Raw genomic sequence first — 16,765 nt, 5'->3', positions numbered from 1 at the left:
CGGCCCTGAAGTGAGTTCAGGGGCCGGGAGGGCGAAACTAACGGTTTCACCCTGCCATACAAGTCTTTTGATGGACTGTCCGCGACCGGGATTCAAGCGTCAACAGCCCGCATGGAGACGGCCAATGGCTATGCCCGAGCGTGGCGGATTTGCCTATTCCTGAAGCGCGCGTTGGAGCATTTCCAGATCATCGGCGATCTGGCTGTCCGTCTGGCGCAATTCCTCGATCTTTCGGATTCCGTGCATGATCGTGGTGTGGTCACGCTTGCCGAACTTGCGGCCGATCTCAGGGAGGGACCGGCTGGTCATGTTCTTGCAGAGCCACATGGCGATCTGGCGCGGGCGGGCCAGGTTGCGCGGACGACGCGGCCCCAGCATGTCGGACAACCGAATGGCGTAGTGTTCCGAAACCTTGCGCTGAATCTCCTCGATCGTGACCTTGCGATCCGACGACCGCAGGATGTCCGACAGGCAATCCTGCGCCAGCTCCATCGTCACTTCGCGACCGACCAGCGAGGCGAAGGCGAAAAGCCGGGTCAGAGCCCCCTCCAGAATACGCACGTTGGACGAAATACGGTGCGCCAGGAATTCCAGAACACCGGTCGCCACCTCGACGCCAGGGTAGATCGAGCGATACATCTCCTGCTTGGCATGCAGGATGCCCAGGCGCAGTTCGTAATCGGTGGGATGCAGGTCGACCACAAGGCCGCATTGCAGGCGCGAACGGATACGTTCAGAGACATCCTTGAGCTCGCCCGGCGCGCGATCGGCCGAAATGATAAGCTGTTTGTTCTGGTCCACCAGCGCGTTGAAGGTGTGGAAGAATTCCTCTTGCGTGCTTTCCTTGCCGGCCAGGAACTGGATATCATCGACCATCAGCACATCGACCGAGCGGAACATCTGCTTGAAGTCCATCATCTTGCGATCGCGCAGGGCGGAGATGAAGCGATAGATGAACTGGTCGGCAGAGATGTAGAGCACGTTCAAATCGGGCTGCCGGACAGACAGTTCATGCGCGATGGCATGCATCAGGTGGGTTTTGCCCAGACCAACACCACCATAGAGGAACAGCGGGTTGAACGTGACCGGCCCGCCTTCGGCAACACGCTTGGCAGCGGCATGGGCCAGCTCGTTCGGCTTGCCGACAACGAAGGTGTCAAAGGTGAACCGGTGGTCGGGCTGAATCTCCCCACTCGGCTTCGCTGCCGGCGTGCCGTTGGCGACGGCGGGCTTGGCACTACCGGCCGGCTTCTGAGCGACGGCATCCGCCACGGCGAAGGAAAGGCGCTGAACCTGCGCGCCTTTGCGATTCAGATGGTAGATGATCTGGTCGCCGAAGGTCTTCCCGACGTAATCCCCCATGAAGGCATTCGGCACCTGGATATGGGCCACCCCTTCGCTCAGCGATGATAGAACCAGTGGTTCAATCCAGTTCTTGTAGTTGCTCGCCCCGACCGCGCTGCGGATGTCGTCCTTAACTGCGCGCCATTCGTGTTGTGCCATTCTGTCCCGACCGCCCTGTCAAATAATGCTCTGTCCCACGCGGCGGAAGAATTCGCCACGCCACGGTCCGCATCATTCCCCGGTCAATTGGCAAAGAAGAACCCCTCCGCCGGAACCTGTTCCGACGGTCTCCTTTTCGACCAAACTCAGAGCCTTGCGACGGATCACGGGCAAAAAACCCGATCTGTGCCGCAATCGGCAAGACAGTGGAACAAGGGTGGGCCGGTCTGACCGGTTCTTCGCCTTCGCCGGCGTCCCTATGGATCCGCCCGGGCCTGCGACCCTGAATTGGATCGCGATTTGCCGGGCCGATCCCCCATCTTCCCCCAGGAACGATGTGAATCGCTGAGAAAACATAGCGACCTCGTAGAGCGCATTTCAACTGCAAGGTTGGGCTTGACTCGGTGCTTTGCGAGAACGAATCCGGACAGGGTTTGAATCTTAAGAGAAACTCTTTTTCGCCGCGCCGCAGAAACGCGAAGAGGCACCCGATTGGGTGCCCCTTGAGTGTTGCCGTTTGGCACAGGTCCAGATGATTCTGCCTAGCCCAGCGCCTTCACCCGGGCGCTGAGACGCGACAGTTTCCGCGACACGGTGTTCTTGTGCATCACGCCCTTGGTGACACCGCGCATCAACTCGGGCTGGGCAGCGCGCAGCGCGACGGCGGCGGCATCCTTGTCACCGGCGGCGATGGCCTCTTCGACCTTCCGCAGGTAGGTGCGGATGCGCGAACGGCGGGCCTTGTTGACGGCATAGCGGCGCTCGTTTTGGCGGGCGCGTTTCTTGGACTGGGGCGTATTTGCCATGTGCGTGTTCTCTTTCGTCGGGTCGTTTCAAATTGCAAATGCACGGGACGTCCCGACCCCGGGTTCACTACCGGGCGAATCTGGCCAAGGCGGGCCGCACGCGCATGTCTGGCGCGGCATATACAGGCTTTGGACCGGGTTGCAAACAGCAATTTCGCGCCGGGCGCGCCGCTTACTTGTCGCGGAACTGCGGTTCGCGTTTCTCGGTGAAGGCTGCCATGCCTTCGGACTGGTCCTCGGTCGCAAACAGCGAGAAGAAAAGGCGCCGCTCATAGTTCAACCCTTCGGCCAATGTCGTCTCGTAGGACCGGTTCACCGCATCCTTCGCAGCCATGGAGGCCAGAAGGGATTTCTCGGCGATCTTTCCAGCAGCGGCCAGCGCCTCTTCCTTCAACTTCTTGGCAGGGACGATGCGCGACACCAGCCCACAGCTCTCTGCCTCCTCGGCATCCATGAAACGGCCCGTCAGGTGCATGTCCATGGACTTGGACTTGCCAACGAACCGGGTCAGACGCTGGGTGCCGCCAATCCCGGCAATGACGCCGAGATTGATTTCGGGCTGGCCGAATTTCGCGGTGTCGGCAGCAATGATAAAATCGCACATCATGGCCAGTTCACACCCACCGCCCAGCGCGTAGCCGGATACCGCCGCGATGATGGGCTTGCGCACCCGCAGGAACCGGTCGCTTTCGTTGCCGAAGAAGTTCTGCCGGTACATCTCGACGAAGCCCTTGTCAGCCATCTCGGTAATATCGGCCCCGGCAGCAAACGCCTTCTCGGATCCGGTGATCACCATGCAACGCACCTTGTCGCTGTCATCGGCCTTTTCCAGCGCCGTTGTCAGTTCGCCGAGCAGCTGGCTATTGAGCGCATTGAGCGCCTCGGGCCGGTTCAGCGTGATCAGCGCCACGTGATCCTTGATATCGACGGTAATCGTTTCGTAGGCCATGGAGTGCCTCCTGCGCGTTGCATGGATCGGAAGGGTTACCAGAGGATCGACGGGGATCAACCTATCTTTGGCATTTCGGGCAATAGAAGGTGGACCGCCCTGCCTGCACGATGCGGCGGATTTCTCCACTGCATTCCGGGGTGGAACACGGGCGGCCCTCGCGGTCGTAGGCTTTGAAAACGTGCTGGAAATAGCCGAGTTCGCCATCGGCTTGCCGAAAGTCCCGCAAGGATGATCCACCCGCCTCGATCGCCTCGGAAATGACGTCGCGGATGATGGGAACCAGACGCGCCGCGCGAGCCGCCGACAGCTGCCCGGCCTTGCGGCACGGGTTGATTCCCGCCCGATGCAATGCCTCGCAGACATAGATATTCCCAAGTCCCGCGATGATCCGTTGATCCAGCAAGGCCGCTTTGATGGGCGTGTTGCGGCCCCTCAGCGCGGCAACGAGGTAAGTCTCGTTGAAGGCATTGCCCAGCGGCTCTGGGCCAAGCGGGTCCAGCAGCCAATGCGATGCGCCCGTCGGAAACAGATCCATCGCGCCGAAACGGCGCGGATCGTTGAAGGTCACGCGGGCGCCGTTGGCCATGTGAAAGACGACATGGTCGTGTTTCTCGGGGGCCGGGTGCCGGTGGTGGAATACACCAAGCGGATCACCCGATACGGTCATCCGGCCGGACATGCCAAGATGGATCAAGAGCGTCTCGCCGCTGTCGAGATCGGCCAGGATGTATTTCGATCTCCGCCGCAGGGCCGTCACCCGCACCCCAGTCAACCGCGCGGCCAAGTTGTCCGGGAACGGCCACCGCAGATCCGGGCGGTTCACCTCCGCCTGTTCGATGACCGCCCCGTCCATTGCGGGAACAAGCCCGCGGCGGACGGTTTCGACTTCCGGGAGTTCTGGCATGCGCCCCTCAGGTTTTCGGCGATAGTGATCTGGGCGAAGGTAAGGAACTGCGGCACGTCGGCAAGGCATTTCTAGCCTTCTGGCCAGGCGATGAATGGCCGCGACAGCTGGTGCAGCTCTAATCACGATGCAAACCTGCTGCGTCAGAAAGTGGGTTTGTATCTGAATGGACTTAGCTATAGGTGCAATCCTACTGGATCAGGGCAGGCCCACGACATGACCGAGACCGACCGCACCACCCATTTCGGCTTTGACACCATCCCCGAGCAGGACAAGGCCGGGCGCGTGCAGGGTGTGTTCTCCAGCGTGGCCAGCAAGTATGACGTCATGAACGACGCCATGTCTCTGGGTATCCATCGCATCTGGAAAGACGCGATGATGGATTGGCTGGCCCCGCGGCCCGGGCAGCGGCTATTGGATGTCGCGGGCGGCACCGGCGACATTTCCTTTCGCTTCCTGAAACGGGCCGGATCGGGACATGCCACGGTGCTGGACCTGACCGAGCCGATGTTGATCGAGGGTCGCAAGCGGGCCGAGGCGGCGGACATGGCCGACAGCCTGGACTGGGTCGTGGGGGATGCCATGGCCCTGCCTTTCGATGACAACAGCTTCGATGTCTACACGATCAGCTTCGGCATCCGGAACGTGACCCGGCCGCAAGAGGCCCTGAACGAAGCCTACCGGGTGCTGAAACCGGGTGGGCGGCTGATGGTGCTGGAATTCAGCCAGATCCCCAACGACCTGTTACAGCGTCTCTACGATTTCTATTCCTTCAACGCGATCCCGGTGATGGGCAAGGTCATCACCGGGGACCGGGACAGCTATCAATACCTGGTGGAATCCATCCGGAAATTCCCCGATCAGGACACCTTCCTGTCGATGGTGCGGCAGGCGGGATTCGAAAACGCCAAGTATCGCAACCTGTCGCTGGGTATCGCCTGCCTGCATTCGGGCTGGAAACTCTAGATGCGCGGCCCCCACAATATCTTCCGCCTGATCCGGACCGGCGCGACACTGGAACGCAATGCGGCCATGGCGGACATTCTGGCCGCGGTCGAGGCGCCCCGCCCCGCGCGGATCGCGATCCGCGCGCTGGCCTGGCCGTTCAAGTGGCTCGGCTATCGCGGCGATCCCGGCCTGCCACCCGTGGCACGGGCGCTGACGGCCATGGGGCCGGCCTATATCAAGTTCGGCCAGATCCTGTCGACGCGCCCCGACGTGGTGGGCGACGATCTGGCGCTGCAACTCCGCCTCTTGCAGGACAAGCTGCCGCCCTTCCCGGTCGCCGCTGCGAAAGAGACCGTTGCCTATGAACTCGGTCGCCCAACCGATGAGCTTTTTGCCGAGTTCTCGGAACCCGTCGCCGCTGCCTCCATCGCCCAGGTCCACCGCGCCCGAATGGCAGAAACCGGGCAGGACGTGGCGGTCAAGGTGCTGCGGCCCGGCATCGAACGCGCCTTTCGACGCGATATCGACGCGTTCTATTTCGCCGCAGGGCTCGTGGCGAAGTTCCTGCCTGGGTCGCGTCGCCTGCGACCGGTAGAGGTGATCGAGCATTTCGAAGGTGTGGTCCTCGGCGAGTTGGACCTGCGGCTGGAAAGCGCCTCGGCGTCGGAATTCGCGGACAACACCCAGCACGACGAGGGGTTCCGCCTGCCGCAGGTGCTTTGGAATCATTCCTCTCGCCGGGTCATGACGATGACGTGGGCCGATGGGATCAATGCAAGCGATGTCGAGGCGCTGCGCGCCGCCGGGCATGATATGACGGCGCTCAGCCAGCGGGTGATCCAGCTGTTCCTGAGCCATGCCCTGCGCGACGGCTATTTCCATGCCGACATGCATCACGGAAATCTCAAGATCGCGGCGGACGGCGATATCATCGCCTATGATTTCGGGATCATGGGCCATATCGACGAGTATACTCGCCGGGTCTATGCCGAGATCCTCTATGGCTTCATCAAGCGCGATTACCGGCGCGTGGCCGAGGTGCATTTCGAGGCCGGCTACGTGCCCGCTGATCGGGACGTGGATGAATTTGCCCGTGCCCTCCGCGCCGTTGGCGAGCCGATCTTCGGCATGGATGCCAGCCGGATCTCCATGGGCAAGCTGCTCGCCTACCTGTTCGAGGTCACCGAACGGTTCGGCATGGAAACCCGGACCGAGTTGATCCTGCTGCAACGCACGATGGTCGTTGTCGAAGGGGTGGCACGCACGCTGGATGAGCGCATGAACATCTGGGATGCCGCCAAGCCGGTTGTGGAGCGATATATCGCTGAAAGCATCGGACCCAAGGCCATCACCGGCGATCTGGTCAAGACCGCGCGGGTTCTGGCCCGGTTCGGTCCAAGGCTGCCCGCGCTGGCCGAAGAGGCCCTGATCCGCCTGTCCAAGGAGCCCGAACCGGCCGAACGTCCGTCGCGTTGGTGGGGCCTTGCCTGGGCCGTCATCGGCGGAGCGATCGGGGCGGGCGCGGTGGCTATCCTGACCCTTCTGTAACGATCATTCGCGCAACGCGGTGACCTGTGTGGCCAACACTCCGGCTCCGCCCTCAAGGATCAGGATCGTTTCACCGGCCTCGGCGCGCACCTCCGTCACGCGCGCATAGATCTCGGCCGGCTCGTCGATCAGTATCTCCTCCCCCGAATAACTGATCAGGTTGAACGTGTACTGGCCATGGGGAAGCGGTGAGCCATCCTCGGCCACGCCCTGCCATTCATAAGGCTCGGCCGATGTCGGAAGCTGCAGCCGCTGCACCTCCGCCCCCGACTCGTCGGTCACGACCAGTTCGACCTTGTCAGCAATCGCCGCAGGATTCGGGGCGATGGTGATCGGGTCGCCGTCAAACTGGCCCGGCACCGCGGCCCGCGCCTCGCGCCCCACCCAGGACGCCATCTGCGCCATGCCTGTCGTCCCCATCTGAACCATCAGCGACTCGAGCAGGTCATTTGTCAAAACCTGCTGCTCGACCCCCGAAAAGGTTGCCAATTGCATGGCATATTCAGCGGAGTCCGTGGGATTCAAAGGGTCCTGGTTTTCCATCTGGACGGTCAGCATCTTCAGAAAGGTCTCGAAATCCGAACTGATCACGGTTTCCGGCGTTTCCGTGCTCTGCCCGCTTGCGAAGGCCGTGTTCGACTGCACCTGTGCGATTTCCATTGTCATGTCCTATAGCTTGAGATCCAGCCCGGCGCCGAGGGCGAGGCCCTCGGCGACTTGGGGCATGTCAGTGTCATCGGGCAGGTCGGAACGGGGAACGAAACCGCCGCGAGCTGTCTCGTGGCCGCGGTCTTGTTGGCTCTCACCCTCGAACCGGAAATCGACATCGGCGTATCCCAGCGCCTCGAATTCGCGGGCCAGACTGTCGATATGACGTCGTAACAGATCTGCCGTTTCGGGCCTTTCGGCCGCGATGGCGACGACCAGCCCGCCCTCGGATCCGGAAAGGGACAGCCGGACACGGCCCAGCTCCTCCGGGTTGAGGCGCAGTTCGGTCTGTCCGCCTTGGGCCACCGATACGCCGACGGCGATCTGGTGAGCGATCTGAGCCGGCGTTGCCCGTGTGATGGTGCCGGCCATGGCCGCGGCCGACGCTCCAGTCGCGGCGCGATCGCCTCCGGATACAGGGACCGCGTCGCCCAGCAGCGAAAGCGAACCGTCACCGGTTGAACCAAAGTCAGGCCCCGGCATCGCGGCGGCAAAGGGGAATGGCGCGGTAGTCGCACCGGGAACCGCGCCGACGCCAATGCCTGAAATGATCGCGGACGAGGCCGCCTGCCGATTCATTCCTGCGGTGACGTCCGGGCTCTTCGGGGTAATCTCCGGCACGCGGGACAGATCAGGCACATCAAGAGGACGACCTGATCGTCGAGCTTCCAATTGCTCGGCTACGGACCAAGGCGTTGTTTTTGCAAGGATGGGAACCGAACTGGGCCTTTCCGATGGGGAATGAACACTCGTGGCGCTGACCAGCGGCGCCGGGTCCACCAACCGCGCCAACCGGTCCACAGGCATTCCTGCCGGGCCTGCATTGCTCTCCAATTGTGGCTCCATCCTACCGGACATTGCCCCGGCATGAGACCCAGCCCCGACTGTTCCGCCGTTTTGATCCGGCCGCATCGCATGACCGCGCCCCTCGGGCCATTCAACCGAATGGCGCCCTGTTCCGACCGGTTTCGATTCGACGGGGACAGGCGCAAATTCTGGGCGCTCGACCGTTTCGCGATGCGCTCGCGCAATCTCGGGCATCGGTTCCGAGCGCGTCTCGGAATCCGTTGCCGGCACCATTTCCTCGCCGCCATCCTCGGCCGCCGCGAAAGGCCCTGCACCCCCGCTCTGCTCGTCCATTGACTCCGGCACCGGCAGTTGCCCGGTGGTCTCGGGCAGGGGGTCTTGGTCTCGCATCGCCTCGGACTTCAGGACATCACCAAAGGCATCTGGCTGCCCGGGCATCTCTTTTGTGTGTCCGGCCGCCAGTTTGGGCCGGGCCGGGGACACAGAATGGGTCTCAACGGGAATCATCGGGTTCTCCGAGCGTTGTTTCGACAGCCGTTCTACGCCCGGGAAGCTTACCCAATCTTTACTGACCGACTGCCATAGTGCGCCCAATTCGAATTATCGAGGAAACCGCCATGACGCTCATTTTCGACTCGACCAGCCCCATGCAACCACCCCCCAGAACGAACGACGCGCTCAAGTCGGCCGCGCGTCAACTGGAGGCGAATTTCCTGTCCCGGATGCTCAAATCCGCCGGTATCGGCGAGGCGCCAGAGGCATTCGGCGGAGGGATCGGCGAGGATCAGTTCGCCTCTTTCCTGAGGGAGGAACAGGCCCGCGAAATGGCCGACGCCGGAGGAATAGGCCTCGCCCAGAGCCTGTTCGAAGCGATGAAGGAAGACCGTGATGCCTGATGTGATCGACCGCCTTACCCGCATTCTGGAAGCCGAGCGACAGGCCTTGCGGCAAGGCGACCTTGCCGCCCTGGCCGGTCTGACCCCCGGGAAGGAGGCGCTGGCCGACGACGTATCGGACGGCGCGATGCTGACCCGACCACAGCTTGAACGCATCCAGATGCTGCTCGAGCGCAATCGTCAACTCTTGGCGGCGGCGCAGGAAGGCGTCCGCGATGTCCAGAGCCGCCTGAAGGAGCAACGGCAACTGCGTCAGGGCATCACAACCTATGACAAATCCGGCCAAGAGGCGCGAATTGCCACGTCACGGCCCGATACCGAGCGCCGGTTCTGAAGGCACGATCCATTCGATTCGAATTGCAGGAAATATTCATCGGAAGGCCGCAAACGCGTTAAGTCGTCGTTAGGTTGACCAGCCCAATATCCACCTTGCATCCGATCGGATGGCGCTTTGCCGAAACGGCATCTGCACCCGTCAGAATGACGAAACGTCCGGCTCCAATCCGGGGCCGGTCCCTGAAACCCCGGCGCAAAATGCGCCCCCAAGAACAGGACCAAAACATGGCGACTTTCCAGGCTCCGCCGTGGTGACCATCGCCGCCGACGACCTTCTTGCGCTTGATAATGACCGGCGCGTTCGACTTGTCGCCCATGATCTCACCCTTTTTTCACCCGCATCGGGGGTAGCAGGGCAAAGGTGAAGACCAGCCTAACAGTTCAAATCCGCGCTATTCCTGAACCAGTTGATACACCTCGTCCGGGCCGCAGAATTCGGCCAGCTTGTAGCCATTATCATACATGATCTCACTGATCCTTCGGTCGCCGGTGTTATTCTCGATCGACCAGAATTCGACACTGAACTTGCTGAAATCGAAGGATTCAAGCACAGGGATCTCTCCGCCCTCGATATCGAGCGAGACAAAATCCGGCGCGGTCACGCCGGTCTCTTCCATGATCCCGGCCAGGGTGCGGGTTGCGACCGTAAAGCGGCGTTCCTTGTGGCGGCTGTCGGCCCGCACCGTGGCAAGCGCCCGTTCATCATAGGTTTCGGCCAGGCCACTCATCTGGGTGTAGCCTTCGACCACTTCGATGAAGTCTGCTTCCCCCTCGGTCGCCGCAACCGCGACACCGTGACAAGGGCAGCGCCGCACGTCCTGCGCCTTCTGCAACTGGGCCGGAACGGGTTCGATCAAGGCGCCGGTCCAACCGCGAAAGACCTCAAGGAAGAAGGTATTCGACCCGCGTACGCCGTCATAGCCGCCGATATCGAGGAAGGTTCCGCCACGCTTGCGTTGCAGCATCATGTCGATCACGAGGTCCTGTCCGGCCTGAGAGGAATAGTGATAGCCGGGGTCAAGCATGCGGCGAATCTCGTGCAAGCGGCGCACCATCGGCGCGCGCCGGCGCGTCTTGTCTTTTTCGAGGATGCCGCTCAACCGGCGCACTTCGGCGAAAAGGGCCTGGCGGGTATCGGCGAGAATATCGCTCATGGGTCGACTCCGTGATCGGTGTAGGATTTTTCCTCGACCAGGTCCGATCCCAGCAAGGTGTTGATTTTCTTTTTGACTTCGGCCCGCTTGTCATTGGTTACATAGACCGACCGGGCCAGGTCTATGAATGCCGGCCCGAAATCCCCGCGTGCCTCGCAGGCGCGAATGTCGTCTTCGATGACCCAAAGGCGCGCATTGATCTGGTAGAGATCCTCCCAAAGCGTGGCCAGGTCGTCATCGGCCGGCAAATAAACCTCGGCGGTGCGCGTCAGAACCTGTTGCTCATGGCGGATATTCGACAGCTTGGCGGGATCTTCGATCCGTTCGCTCTTGAGGCGCAGGATCGTCAGCTTGTCGATCAGCTCTGCGGGAGCCGTGGGCACCATGATTCTATCCATACCATCACCGTCCTTTCACTGTCGTCCGCAAGGCCTGTTCGACCCGGCCGAACACTCCGGACCAATCCAGTGGCCGGTCCTGCCGGAACAAGCGCATCGAGGGATACCACGGTGTTGTCTCGCCCGCATGGGTATAAACCCAGAACGGATCCCAGTGCAGGATCGTCCAGACCGGGATGCCCAGCGATCCGGCGATATGCGCCGTTGCGGTGTCCGAGGTAATGACAAGATCCATTTCCAGCATCGTCGCGGCGCAATCGGCGAAATCCCGGTCGGTGCTGGCGGTATCGACCATGTAGGCGGCACTGCCGTCGGCGTGAAACTCAGCCAGCGAAGGCCCCTTGTAGAGCGAGAACAGTTGCACCCCGGCTATATCGGCAAGCGGTAGATAGGCACGATGGGAAAAGGACCGGAACGCGTTGCCCTTGTAGGTGGCCGACCCCGACCAAACCACGCCAACCTTGAACCGGTCCGAGTACGGCGCGGCAATAGCGCGGGCACGGGCACGCGACTCCTCGGGGATGGTCAGGCGCGTCGGCGGTGGAGGCTTTCCCGGCTCATCCGGCGCGAACACGGCCATGGGCATGTCCATCAGGTTCATCCAGGCATCATATGGTGACAGGTCCGACACCGACGTGCCGACCCACGCCGCACCGTCGAGCTCGGCCAACAACCGCGCCACTGGCTTCTCCGCCAGAAAATGAACTCTTGCCCCCTTCTGGGCCAGAACAGGGACGAATCTGGCAAACAGGATCGCATCACCAAACCCCTGTTCGGGGAGGACAAGCACAGTCTTGCCCGCAATTGAATCGCCGTCCTGCCAGGCCGGCAGGTCAATCTTGCGCGGGGTCATCTCATCGCAGCGCCACCGGGCACGATAGCTGCGAAACGCCGGGCCATAGAGGCCCGCGCCCAGCTGTGCAAAGGCCAGTTGCAGCTCGATCTCGGGCTCTTGAGGATGCTCAGCCACCTTGGGCGCAAGATAGTCGATCGCCGCCCGGTAGTCGCCCTTGCCACGTTCGCAACGCCCGATCATCGCGTGGTGCATCAAATGCGTCGCGTCGTCAGCGAGAGCCGCCCGCCGCAGGGCGATGGAACGGTCATAGTCGCCGAGATCGGACAGGATATTGGCATAGTTGTTCCGAATCCCGGGATCGTCCGGACTCAGCGCATGGGCGCGTTCCTGCGCGCGCCGTGCCTGTTCATGCAGGCCTTGCGACCGGAACAGCGCGCCCAGATTGGACCAGATGCTGGCATCCCTTGGATTCTGGTCAAGATAGGCCACATAGCCGGCGCGCGCTTCGTCCAGCTTCCCGTTGCGATGCAGAGCCGTCGCCGCATCGGCGGCCTTGCGTTCCTTCGGCGCCACGCTCGGCCTCAGCCCTTGCGCTCGATGGGTTTGACCAGAGTCGCCGGGCGGCGCGCCTCGGCAGCCTCGAACAGCGAAAAGGTCTGGTTCACATAGTTCACCGCGCCCGAAATCAGCTCCATGTAGGATTTGAGATCGTCGGTCAGCTCCACCTCTTTCACCGCGACGCCGCGATCCTGCGGCAAAGTCTCGAACATCACGTAGAACAGCGGATCGCCCCGCCGCAGCTTGATCGGCTTGTCGGTATCATGCCACTCGAAGGCCCACATCAGCGGCCGCGGCCAGACATTGATCGGAAAGCGCCCACCGAAGATCGTGCCCGGAAGCGGATCTTTCGCATAGTGCATGAAAGGGCTGATTTGGCTGGCGTAGACAGGCTCGTCCGCGATGAAGACATAAGGCAACGACAACTGAATCGTTGGCACGCCCTTGAGGCGCCACTCCGGCTCCGGTGTCAGGTGCAGCTTCTCGCCGAGTTTGTTGGCACGGATCGCACTCTTCGAGCCAGACAGGTTTTTGAGGAAAGGCTTGCCATCCTTGTCACGGTCGAAGCCGACATGAATGTCAAACGGGCAGCGCACCATGAAATAGCGGCTTTCCAGATTGATGACCGCCGGGCAGCGAGACGCCGATTTCGCGTGGTCGCGATTGACCTCGGCGGTGCGGACCCGTTCGGGCGGGTCGTAGATGACGCCGCCTTTCTGATCCGCCAGGAACCAGCCGACAGTCACCGGCCCGGTGGCGGCGGGGGATTCACCGGTCTGCTCGAACGTCACCGACACGCGCATGCTCTGGACTCCTCGTTTCATCGCCCCGGAACGACTTGAAGCCCAAAGAGGTTGCCAAGTCAAAACCTCATGCAAGGGCGGGCACAATTGGCGTCATGCGCGTGTCCTGCCTGCGTCGACCACGGACGTCAGAAGGACCGGATATGTCGCAAACGGGTCTAGACTTGCCCTGTCCCGGTTGTTTTCGTGTCAGGAACAGCAGGAGGACCGATCATGAAAACGCATTACCGGGTCGCCGTAATCGGCGGGGGCGTCGTCGGCGCCTCCGTGGCCTACCATCTGACGAAGTTCGGCTGGACCGACGTTGCAATCATCGAACGAAACGTGCTGACCGCCGGGTCGTCGTGGCATGCGGCTGGCGGCATTCACGCGCTTAACGCCGATCCGAACATGGCGGCCCTGCAAGCCTATACGATCGACCTTCTGGCCGAGGTCGAACAGGAAAGCGGGATCGATATCGGCCTGCACATGACCGGCGGCATCACCATCGCAACGAATGAAACCCGCTGGGAATGGCTTCAATCCTCTTATCGCACCTTCCAATCGGTCGGGATCGAAGATTGCTACCTGATGACCCCGGACGAGGTTAAGGAAAAATGCCCGATCATGGACACGACCGGCGTCATCGGCGGCCTCTGGGCGGATCGCGAGGGCTATATCGACACGACAGGCACCGTCCATGCCTATGCGCGCGCCGCCAAGAACCGGGGCGCCGACATTATCGAGCACAACCGGGTTCTGGAACTGAACTGGAAGGGCGACGCCTGGGAGGTTGTGACCGAAAAAGGCACTATTACGGCTGAACACGTGGTAAATGCCGGTGGCCTTTGGGCCAAGCAGTGTGGCCGGATGGTCGGCCTGGACCTGCCCGTTTCGCCACTCGCGCATCACTACTTCCTGACCGAATCCATTCCGGAAATCGAGGCACTGGATTTCGAGGTGCCCATGACCGTGGACCCCGAAGGCTTCACCTACATGCGGCAGGACAAGAAGGGCATCCTTGTCGGGATCTACGAGATCAATCACCAGCACTGGATGATGGACGGCGCGCCGTGGAACTACGGGATCGAGCTGCTGCAGGAGGATATCGACCGGATCGAGAACGAATTGACCCTGGCCTTCGAGCGTTATCCCTGTCTGAACGACGTCGGGATCGAAAACTGGGTCAACGGCGCCTTCACCTTCTCGCCCGATGGCAACCCGTTGGTCGGGCCCGTGGCGTCCGTGCCGAATTACTGGCTGGCCTGTGGGGTCATGGCCGGGTTCCTTCAGGGCGGTGGCGTTGGCAAGACACTGGCCGAATGGATGATCCACGGCGACACCGAGGCCGATGCCTGGTCGATGGATATCGCCCGCTACGGGCCGCACCAGTCCAACAAGGAATACATCAAGCAGACAACTGGCCAGTTCTATTCGCGCCGCTTCGTCATGTCCTACCCCAATGAACAGCTTCCGGCGGGTCGACCGCTGCGGATGGCGCCGGCCCATTCCGAGATGACGGCGGCCGGCGCGCGTTGGGGATGCAGCTGGGGCCTTGAAACCCCACTCTATTTCGCGCCGGAGGGGTTCGAAGAGGTGCCGAGCCTGAAGCGATCCAACGCACATGACATCGTCGCGGCCGAACACAAGGCCGCGCGCGAGGATGTGGCGCTGCTGGATATCACCGGTTTCAGCCGGTTCGAGGTCACCGGCCCGAAAGCCGAAGCCTGGCTGGACAAGGTATTCTCGACCCGCCTGCCCAAGCCCGGCCGTGCGCGGCTGGCCGTGATGCTGTCACCCGAAGGCAAGCTGAAAGGCGACCTGACACTCTTCAACTGGGGCGACGGCACCTGGTGGATCATGGGCTCCTACTACCTGCGCGAATGGCATATGCGCTGGTTTAGTGACTATATGGAAGAGGGCGTCAGCATCCGTGACATCGGCGATGATATTTGTGGCTTCTCCCTCAATGGTCCCAAATCGCGCGCCGTGATCGAGAAGCTGACAGACGCGCCCATTGGTGACCTGCCCTTCATGGGCTGCGGCACCTTCGACCTTGGACTGATCCGCGCCAAGGTGGGCCGCCTGTCTGTCACGGGCGAGATGGGCTACGAGATTCACTGCAAGGCCAACGAACATATCGCCCTGCGCCGGATGCTGCTGGAGGCCGGTGCCGATCAGAATATCCGCGAAATGGGCTTCAACGCGCTCCTGTCCCTTCGGATCGAAAAGAGTTTCGGCATATGGTCCGCCGAATTCACCCAGGACCGCACCCCCGGCATGACCGGCATGGATCGCTGGATCGCGTGGGGCAAAGGGGATTTCGTCGGCCGCGAGGCCGCGTTGAAAGAACGCGAGGCCGGCACCGAGCAGGTGCTTGTGACCTTGGGTATCGACAGTGCCGAAGCCGAGGCCGTCGGCTATGAGCCCGTCTGGCAGGATGGCAAGAAGGTGGGTTTCACGACGTCCGGGGCCTACGGGCACACGGTCGGTCAGTCCCTGGCCATGGCGCTGGTGGACAAGGGGGCGGCCAATCCCGGAACCGAGCTGACCACCCATATCGTCGGCGTGGAATGCAAGGCCACCGTGCTTGAGCCTTCGCCCTATGACCCGCAAGGCATGGCAATGCGAGGATAGCACCTCGCATCGCCGTGATCGGCACTGGCATTCCTGATCATCAGGCCCATATTCTCGCCGAGGAAAGGAGTGCCGATGACCACTTATCGCAAGACAGACGATGCCGTCGCCCGGCTGACGCCGGAACAATACCGCGTGACGCAGGAAAACGGCACCGAACGGCCCTGGACCGGCCCGTATCTGGAGAACAAGGAGCCAGGTATCTACGTCGATATCGTCTCGGGCGAACCGCTTTTTGCGTCCTCGGCCAAGTATGAGTCCGGCTGCGGCTGGCCCAGCTTCACCAAGCCGATCGAGCCCGCCCATATCAACGAGCTTATGGATGACAGCCTCGGCACGGTGCGCACCGAGGTTCGCTCGACCCATGGTGACAGTCACCTCGGCCATGTCTTTCCCGACGGCCCGCCCGAACATGGCGGGCTGCGCTATTGCATCAACGGTGCTGCGCTTCGCTTCGTCCCGCGTGACGAGATGGAGTCCGAAGGCTATGGTGCCTATCTGGACCAGGTGGAGGATATCTGATGGCTGAAGATCGTGCAGTTCTGGCCGGGGGGTGCTTCTGGGGCATGCAGGAGCTCATCCGCAAGATGCCCGGCGTGATGTCCACCCGTGTCGGCTATACCGGGGGCGACGTGCCCAACGCGACCTACCGCAATCACGGCACCCACGCCGAGGGGATCGAGATTATCTACGACCCCGATACGCTCAGCTATCGGCAAATCTTGGAATTCTTCTTCCAGATCCATGACCCGACCACCCCGAACCGTCAGGGCAATGATATCGGGATGAGCTATCGCTCGGCCATCTACTACACCGATGCCCGCCAGCGCGAGATTGCGCTCGACACGATCAAGGATGTCGAGGCCTCTGGCCTTTGGCCAGGCAAGGTCGTGACCGAGGTCGCGCCGGTCGGCGATTTCTGGGAGGCAGAGCCGGAGCACCAGGACTATTTGCAGCGTGTTCCCAACGGCTACACCTGCCATTTCGTTCGCCCCAACTGGACCCTGCCCAAGCGAAACGCGGCGGAATAGG

Annotated in this window: 17 protein-coding genes and 1 pseudogene; 7 read left to right on the top strand and 11 right to left on the bottom strand. The window is 61.9% G+C overall.

Features of this window, described 5'->3' with window-relative positions; all coding sequences use genetic code 11:
• Nucleotides 1-153: 153 nt before the first annotated feature.
• The 4 genes from dnaA to mutM all read right to left on the bottom strand — a co-directional run bounded on the left by dnaA (nt 154) and on the right by mutM (nt 4,165).
• Nucleotides 154-1,503: a chromosomal replication initiator protein DnaA gene (dnaA, locus tag DFK10_RS08755; RefSeq protein WP_109388641.1), complete on the bottom strand. Its 1,350-nt coding sequence runs from the start codon at nt 1,501-1,503 to the stop codon at nt 154-156.
• A gap of 542 nt (nt 1,504-2,045) precedes the next feature.
• Complete coding sequence (gene rpsT, locus DFK10_RS08750; protein ID WP_109388640.1) at nt 2,046-2,309, bottom strand: 30S ribosomal protein S20; 264 nt, start codon at nt 2,307-2,309, stop codon at nt 2,046-2,048.
• A 172-nt stretch (nt 2,310-2,481) separates the two neighbouring features.
• Nucleotides 2,482-3,258, bottom strand: a complete 777-nt coding sequence (locus DFK10_RS08745; protein WP_109388639.1) for an enoyl-CoA hydratase — start codon at nt 3,256-3,258, stop codon at nt 2,482-2,484.
• Between the two features lie 61 nt (nt 3,259-3,319).
• Nucleotides 3,320-4,165 carry a bifunctional DNA-formamidopyrimidine glycosylase/DNA-(apurinic or apyrimidinic site) lyase gene (mutM, locus tag DFK10_RS08740; protein ID WP_109388638.1) on the bottom strand — a complete coding sequence of 282 codons (846 nt, stop codon included), beginning with the start codon at nt 4,163-4,165 and terminating at the stop codon, nt 3,320-3,322.
• A 216-nt stretch (nt 4,166-4,381) separates the two neighbouring features.
• On the opposite strand from mutM, the gene ubiE reads away from it, so the two are divergent.
• Both ubiE and ubiB read left to right on the top strand, forming a co-directional pair.
• Nucleotides 4,382-5,131: a bifunctional demethylmenaquinone methyltransferase/2-methoxy-6-polyprenyl-1,4-benzoquinol methylase UbiE gene (gene ubiE, locus DFK10_RS08735; RefSeq protein WP_109388637.1), complete on the top strand. Its 750-nt coding sequence runs from the start codon at nt 4,382-4,384 to the stop codon at nt 5,129-5,131.
• The gene (ubiB, locus tag DFK10_RS08730) at nt 5,132-6,661 is read left to right on the top strand and encodes a 2-polyprenylphenol 6-hydroxylase (protein ID WP_109388636.1); all 1,530 of its coding nucleotides are present in this window, start codon (nt 5,132-5,134) and stop codon (nt 6,659-6,661) included.
• A 3-nt stretch (nt 6,662-6,664) separates the two neighbouring features.
• On the opposite strand, the gene DFK10_RS08725 is transcribed toward ubiB, so the two are convergent.
• Both DFK10_RS08725 and fliK read right to left on the bottom strand, forming a co-directional pair.
• Complete coding sequence (locus tag DFK10_RS08725; protein WP_109388635.1) at nt 6,665-7,321, bottom strand: flagellar hook capping FlgD N-terminal domain-containing protein; 657 nt, start codon at nt 7,319-7,321, stop codon at nt 6,665-6,667.
• 9 nt (nt 7,322-7,330) lie between these two features.
• Nucleotides 7,331-8,770, bottom strand: a complete 1,440-nt coding sequence (gene fliK, locus DFK10_RS08720) for a flagellar hook-length control protein FliK (protein WP_217810109.1) — start codon at nt 8,768-8,770, stop codon at nt 7,331-7,333.
• Between the two features lie 53 nt (nt 8,771-8,823).
• Between fliK and DFK10_RS08715 the strand changes: the two genes are divergently transcribed.
• Both DFK10_RS08715 and DFK10_RS08710 read left to right on the top strand, forming a co-directional pair.
• A complete protein-coding gene (locus DFK10_RS08715) occupies nt 8,824-9,072 on the top strand; it encodes a rod-binding protein (protein ID WP_109388664.1) in 249 nt (82 codons plus the stop codon).
• Complete coding sequence (locus tag DFK10_RS08710) at nt 9,065-9,406, top strand: flagellar biosynthesis protein FlgN (protein ID WP_109388633.1); 342 nt, start codon at nt 9,065-9,067, stop codon at nt 9,404-9,406. The genes DFK10_RS08715 and DFK10_RS08710 overlap by 8 nt, the downstream gene beginning before the upstream one ends.
• 229 nt (nt 9,407-9,635) lie before the next feature.
• Here DFK10_RS08710 and DFK10_RS08705 read toward each other — a convergent pair.
• From DFK10_RS08705 to DFK10_RS08685, 5 genes and pseudogenes are all read right to left on the bottom strand, one after another.
• Nucleotides 9,636-9,725 (bottom strand): annotated as a pseudogene (locus DFK10_RS08705) (chemotaxis protein MotB); the annotation flags it as partial.
• 75 nt (nt 9,726-9,800) lie between these two features.
• Nucleotides 9,801-10,562, bottom strand: coding sequence for an FkbM family methyltransferase (locus DFK10_RS08700; RefSeq protein ID WP_109388632.1), 762 nt, complete (start codon nt 10,560-10,562; stop codon nt 9,801-9,803).
• Entirely contained in the window at nt 10,559-10,960 is a 402-nt protein-coding gene (locus DFK10_RS08695; protein ID WP_109388631.1) for a DUF6165 family protein, read from the bottom strand. The genes DFK10_RS08700 and DFK10_RS08695 overlap by 4 nt, the downstream gene beginning before the upstream one ends.
• Nucleotides 10,961-10,964: 4 nt before the next feature.
• A complete protein-coding gene (locus DFK10_RS08690) occupies nt 10,965-12,329 on the bottom strand; it encodes a tetratricopeptide repeat protein (protein ID WP_109388630.1) in 1,365 nt (454 codons plus the stop codon).
• 8 nt (nt 12,330-12,337) lie between these two features.
• On the bottom strand, nt 12,338-13,117 hold the full coding sequence (locus DFK10_RS08685; RefSeq protein ID WP_109388629.1) for a hypothetical protein: 780 nt from the start codon (nt 13,115-13,117) through the stop codon (nt 12,338-12,340).
• 213 nt (nt 13,118-13,330) lie between these two features.
• Between DFK10_RS08685 and DFK10_RS08680 the strand changes: the two genes are divergently transcribed.
• The 3 genes from DFK10_RS08680 (at nt 13,331) to msrA (ending at nt 16,764) form a co-directional block, all read left to right on the top strand.
• Nucleotides 13,331-15,733 carry a GcvT family protein gene (locus tag DFK10_RS08680; protein ID WP_109388628.1) on the top strand — a complete coding sequence of 801 codons (2,403 nt, stop codon included), beginning with the start codon at nt 13,331-13,333 and terminating at the stop codon, nt 15,731-15,733.
• A gap of 75 nt (nt 15,734-15,808) precedes the next feature.
• Nucleotides 15,809-16,255: a peptide-methionine (R)-S-oxide reductase MsrB gene (msrB, locus tag DFK10_RS08675; protein WP_109388627.1), complete on the top strand. Its 447-nt coding sequence runs from the start codon at nt 15,809-15,811 to the stop codon at nt 16,253-16,255.
• On the top strand, nt 16,255-16,764 hold the full coding sequence (gene msrA, locus DFK10_RS08670; RefSeq protein WP_109388626.1) for a peptide-methionine (S)-S-oxide reductase MsrA: 510 nt from the start codon (nt 16,255-16,257) through the stop codon (nt 16,762-16,764). Before msrB ends, msrA begins: the two co-directional genes overlap by 1 nt.
• The last annotated feature ends 1 nt before the right edge of the window (nt 16,765 follow it).

Origin of the sequence: Salibaculum griseiflavum (assembly GCF_003129565.1) — a bacterium.
Lineage (GTDB): Bacteria > Pseudomonadota > Alphaproteobacteria > Rhodobacterales > Rhodobacteraceae > Salibaculum > Salibaculum griseiflavum.
This window is presented reverse-complemented; position numbering and strand designations above follow the sequence as displayed.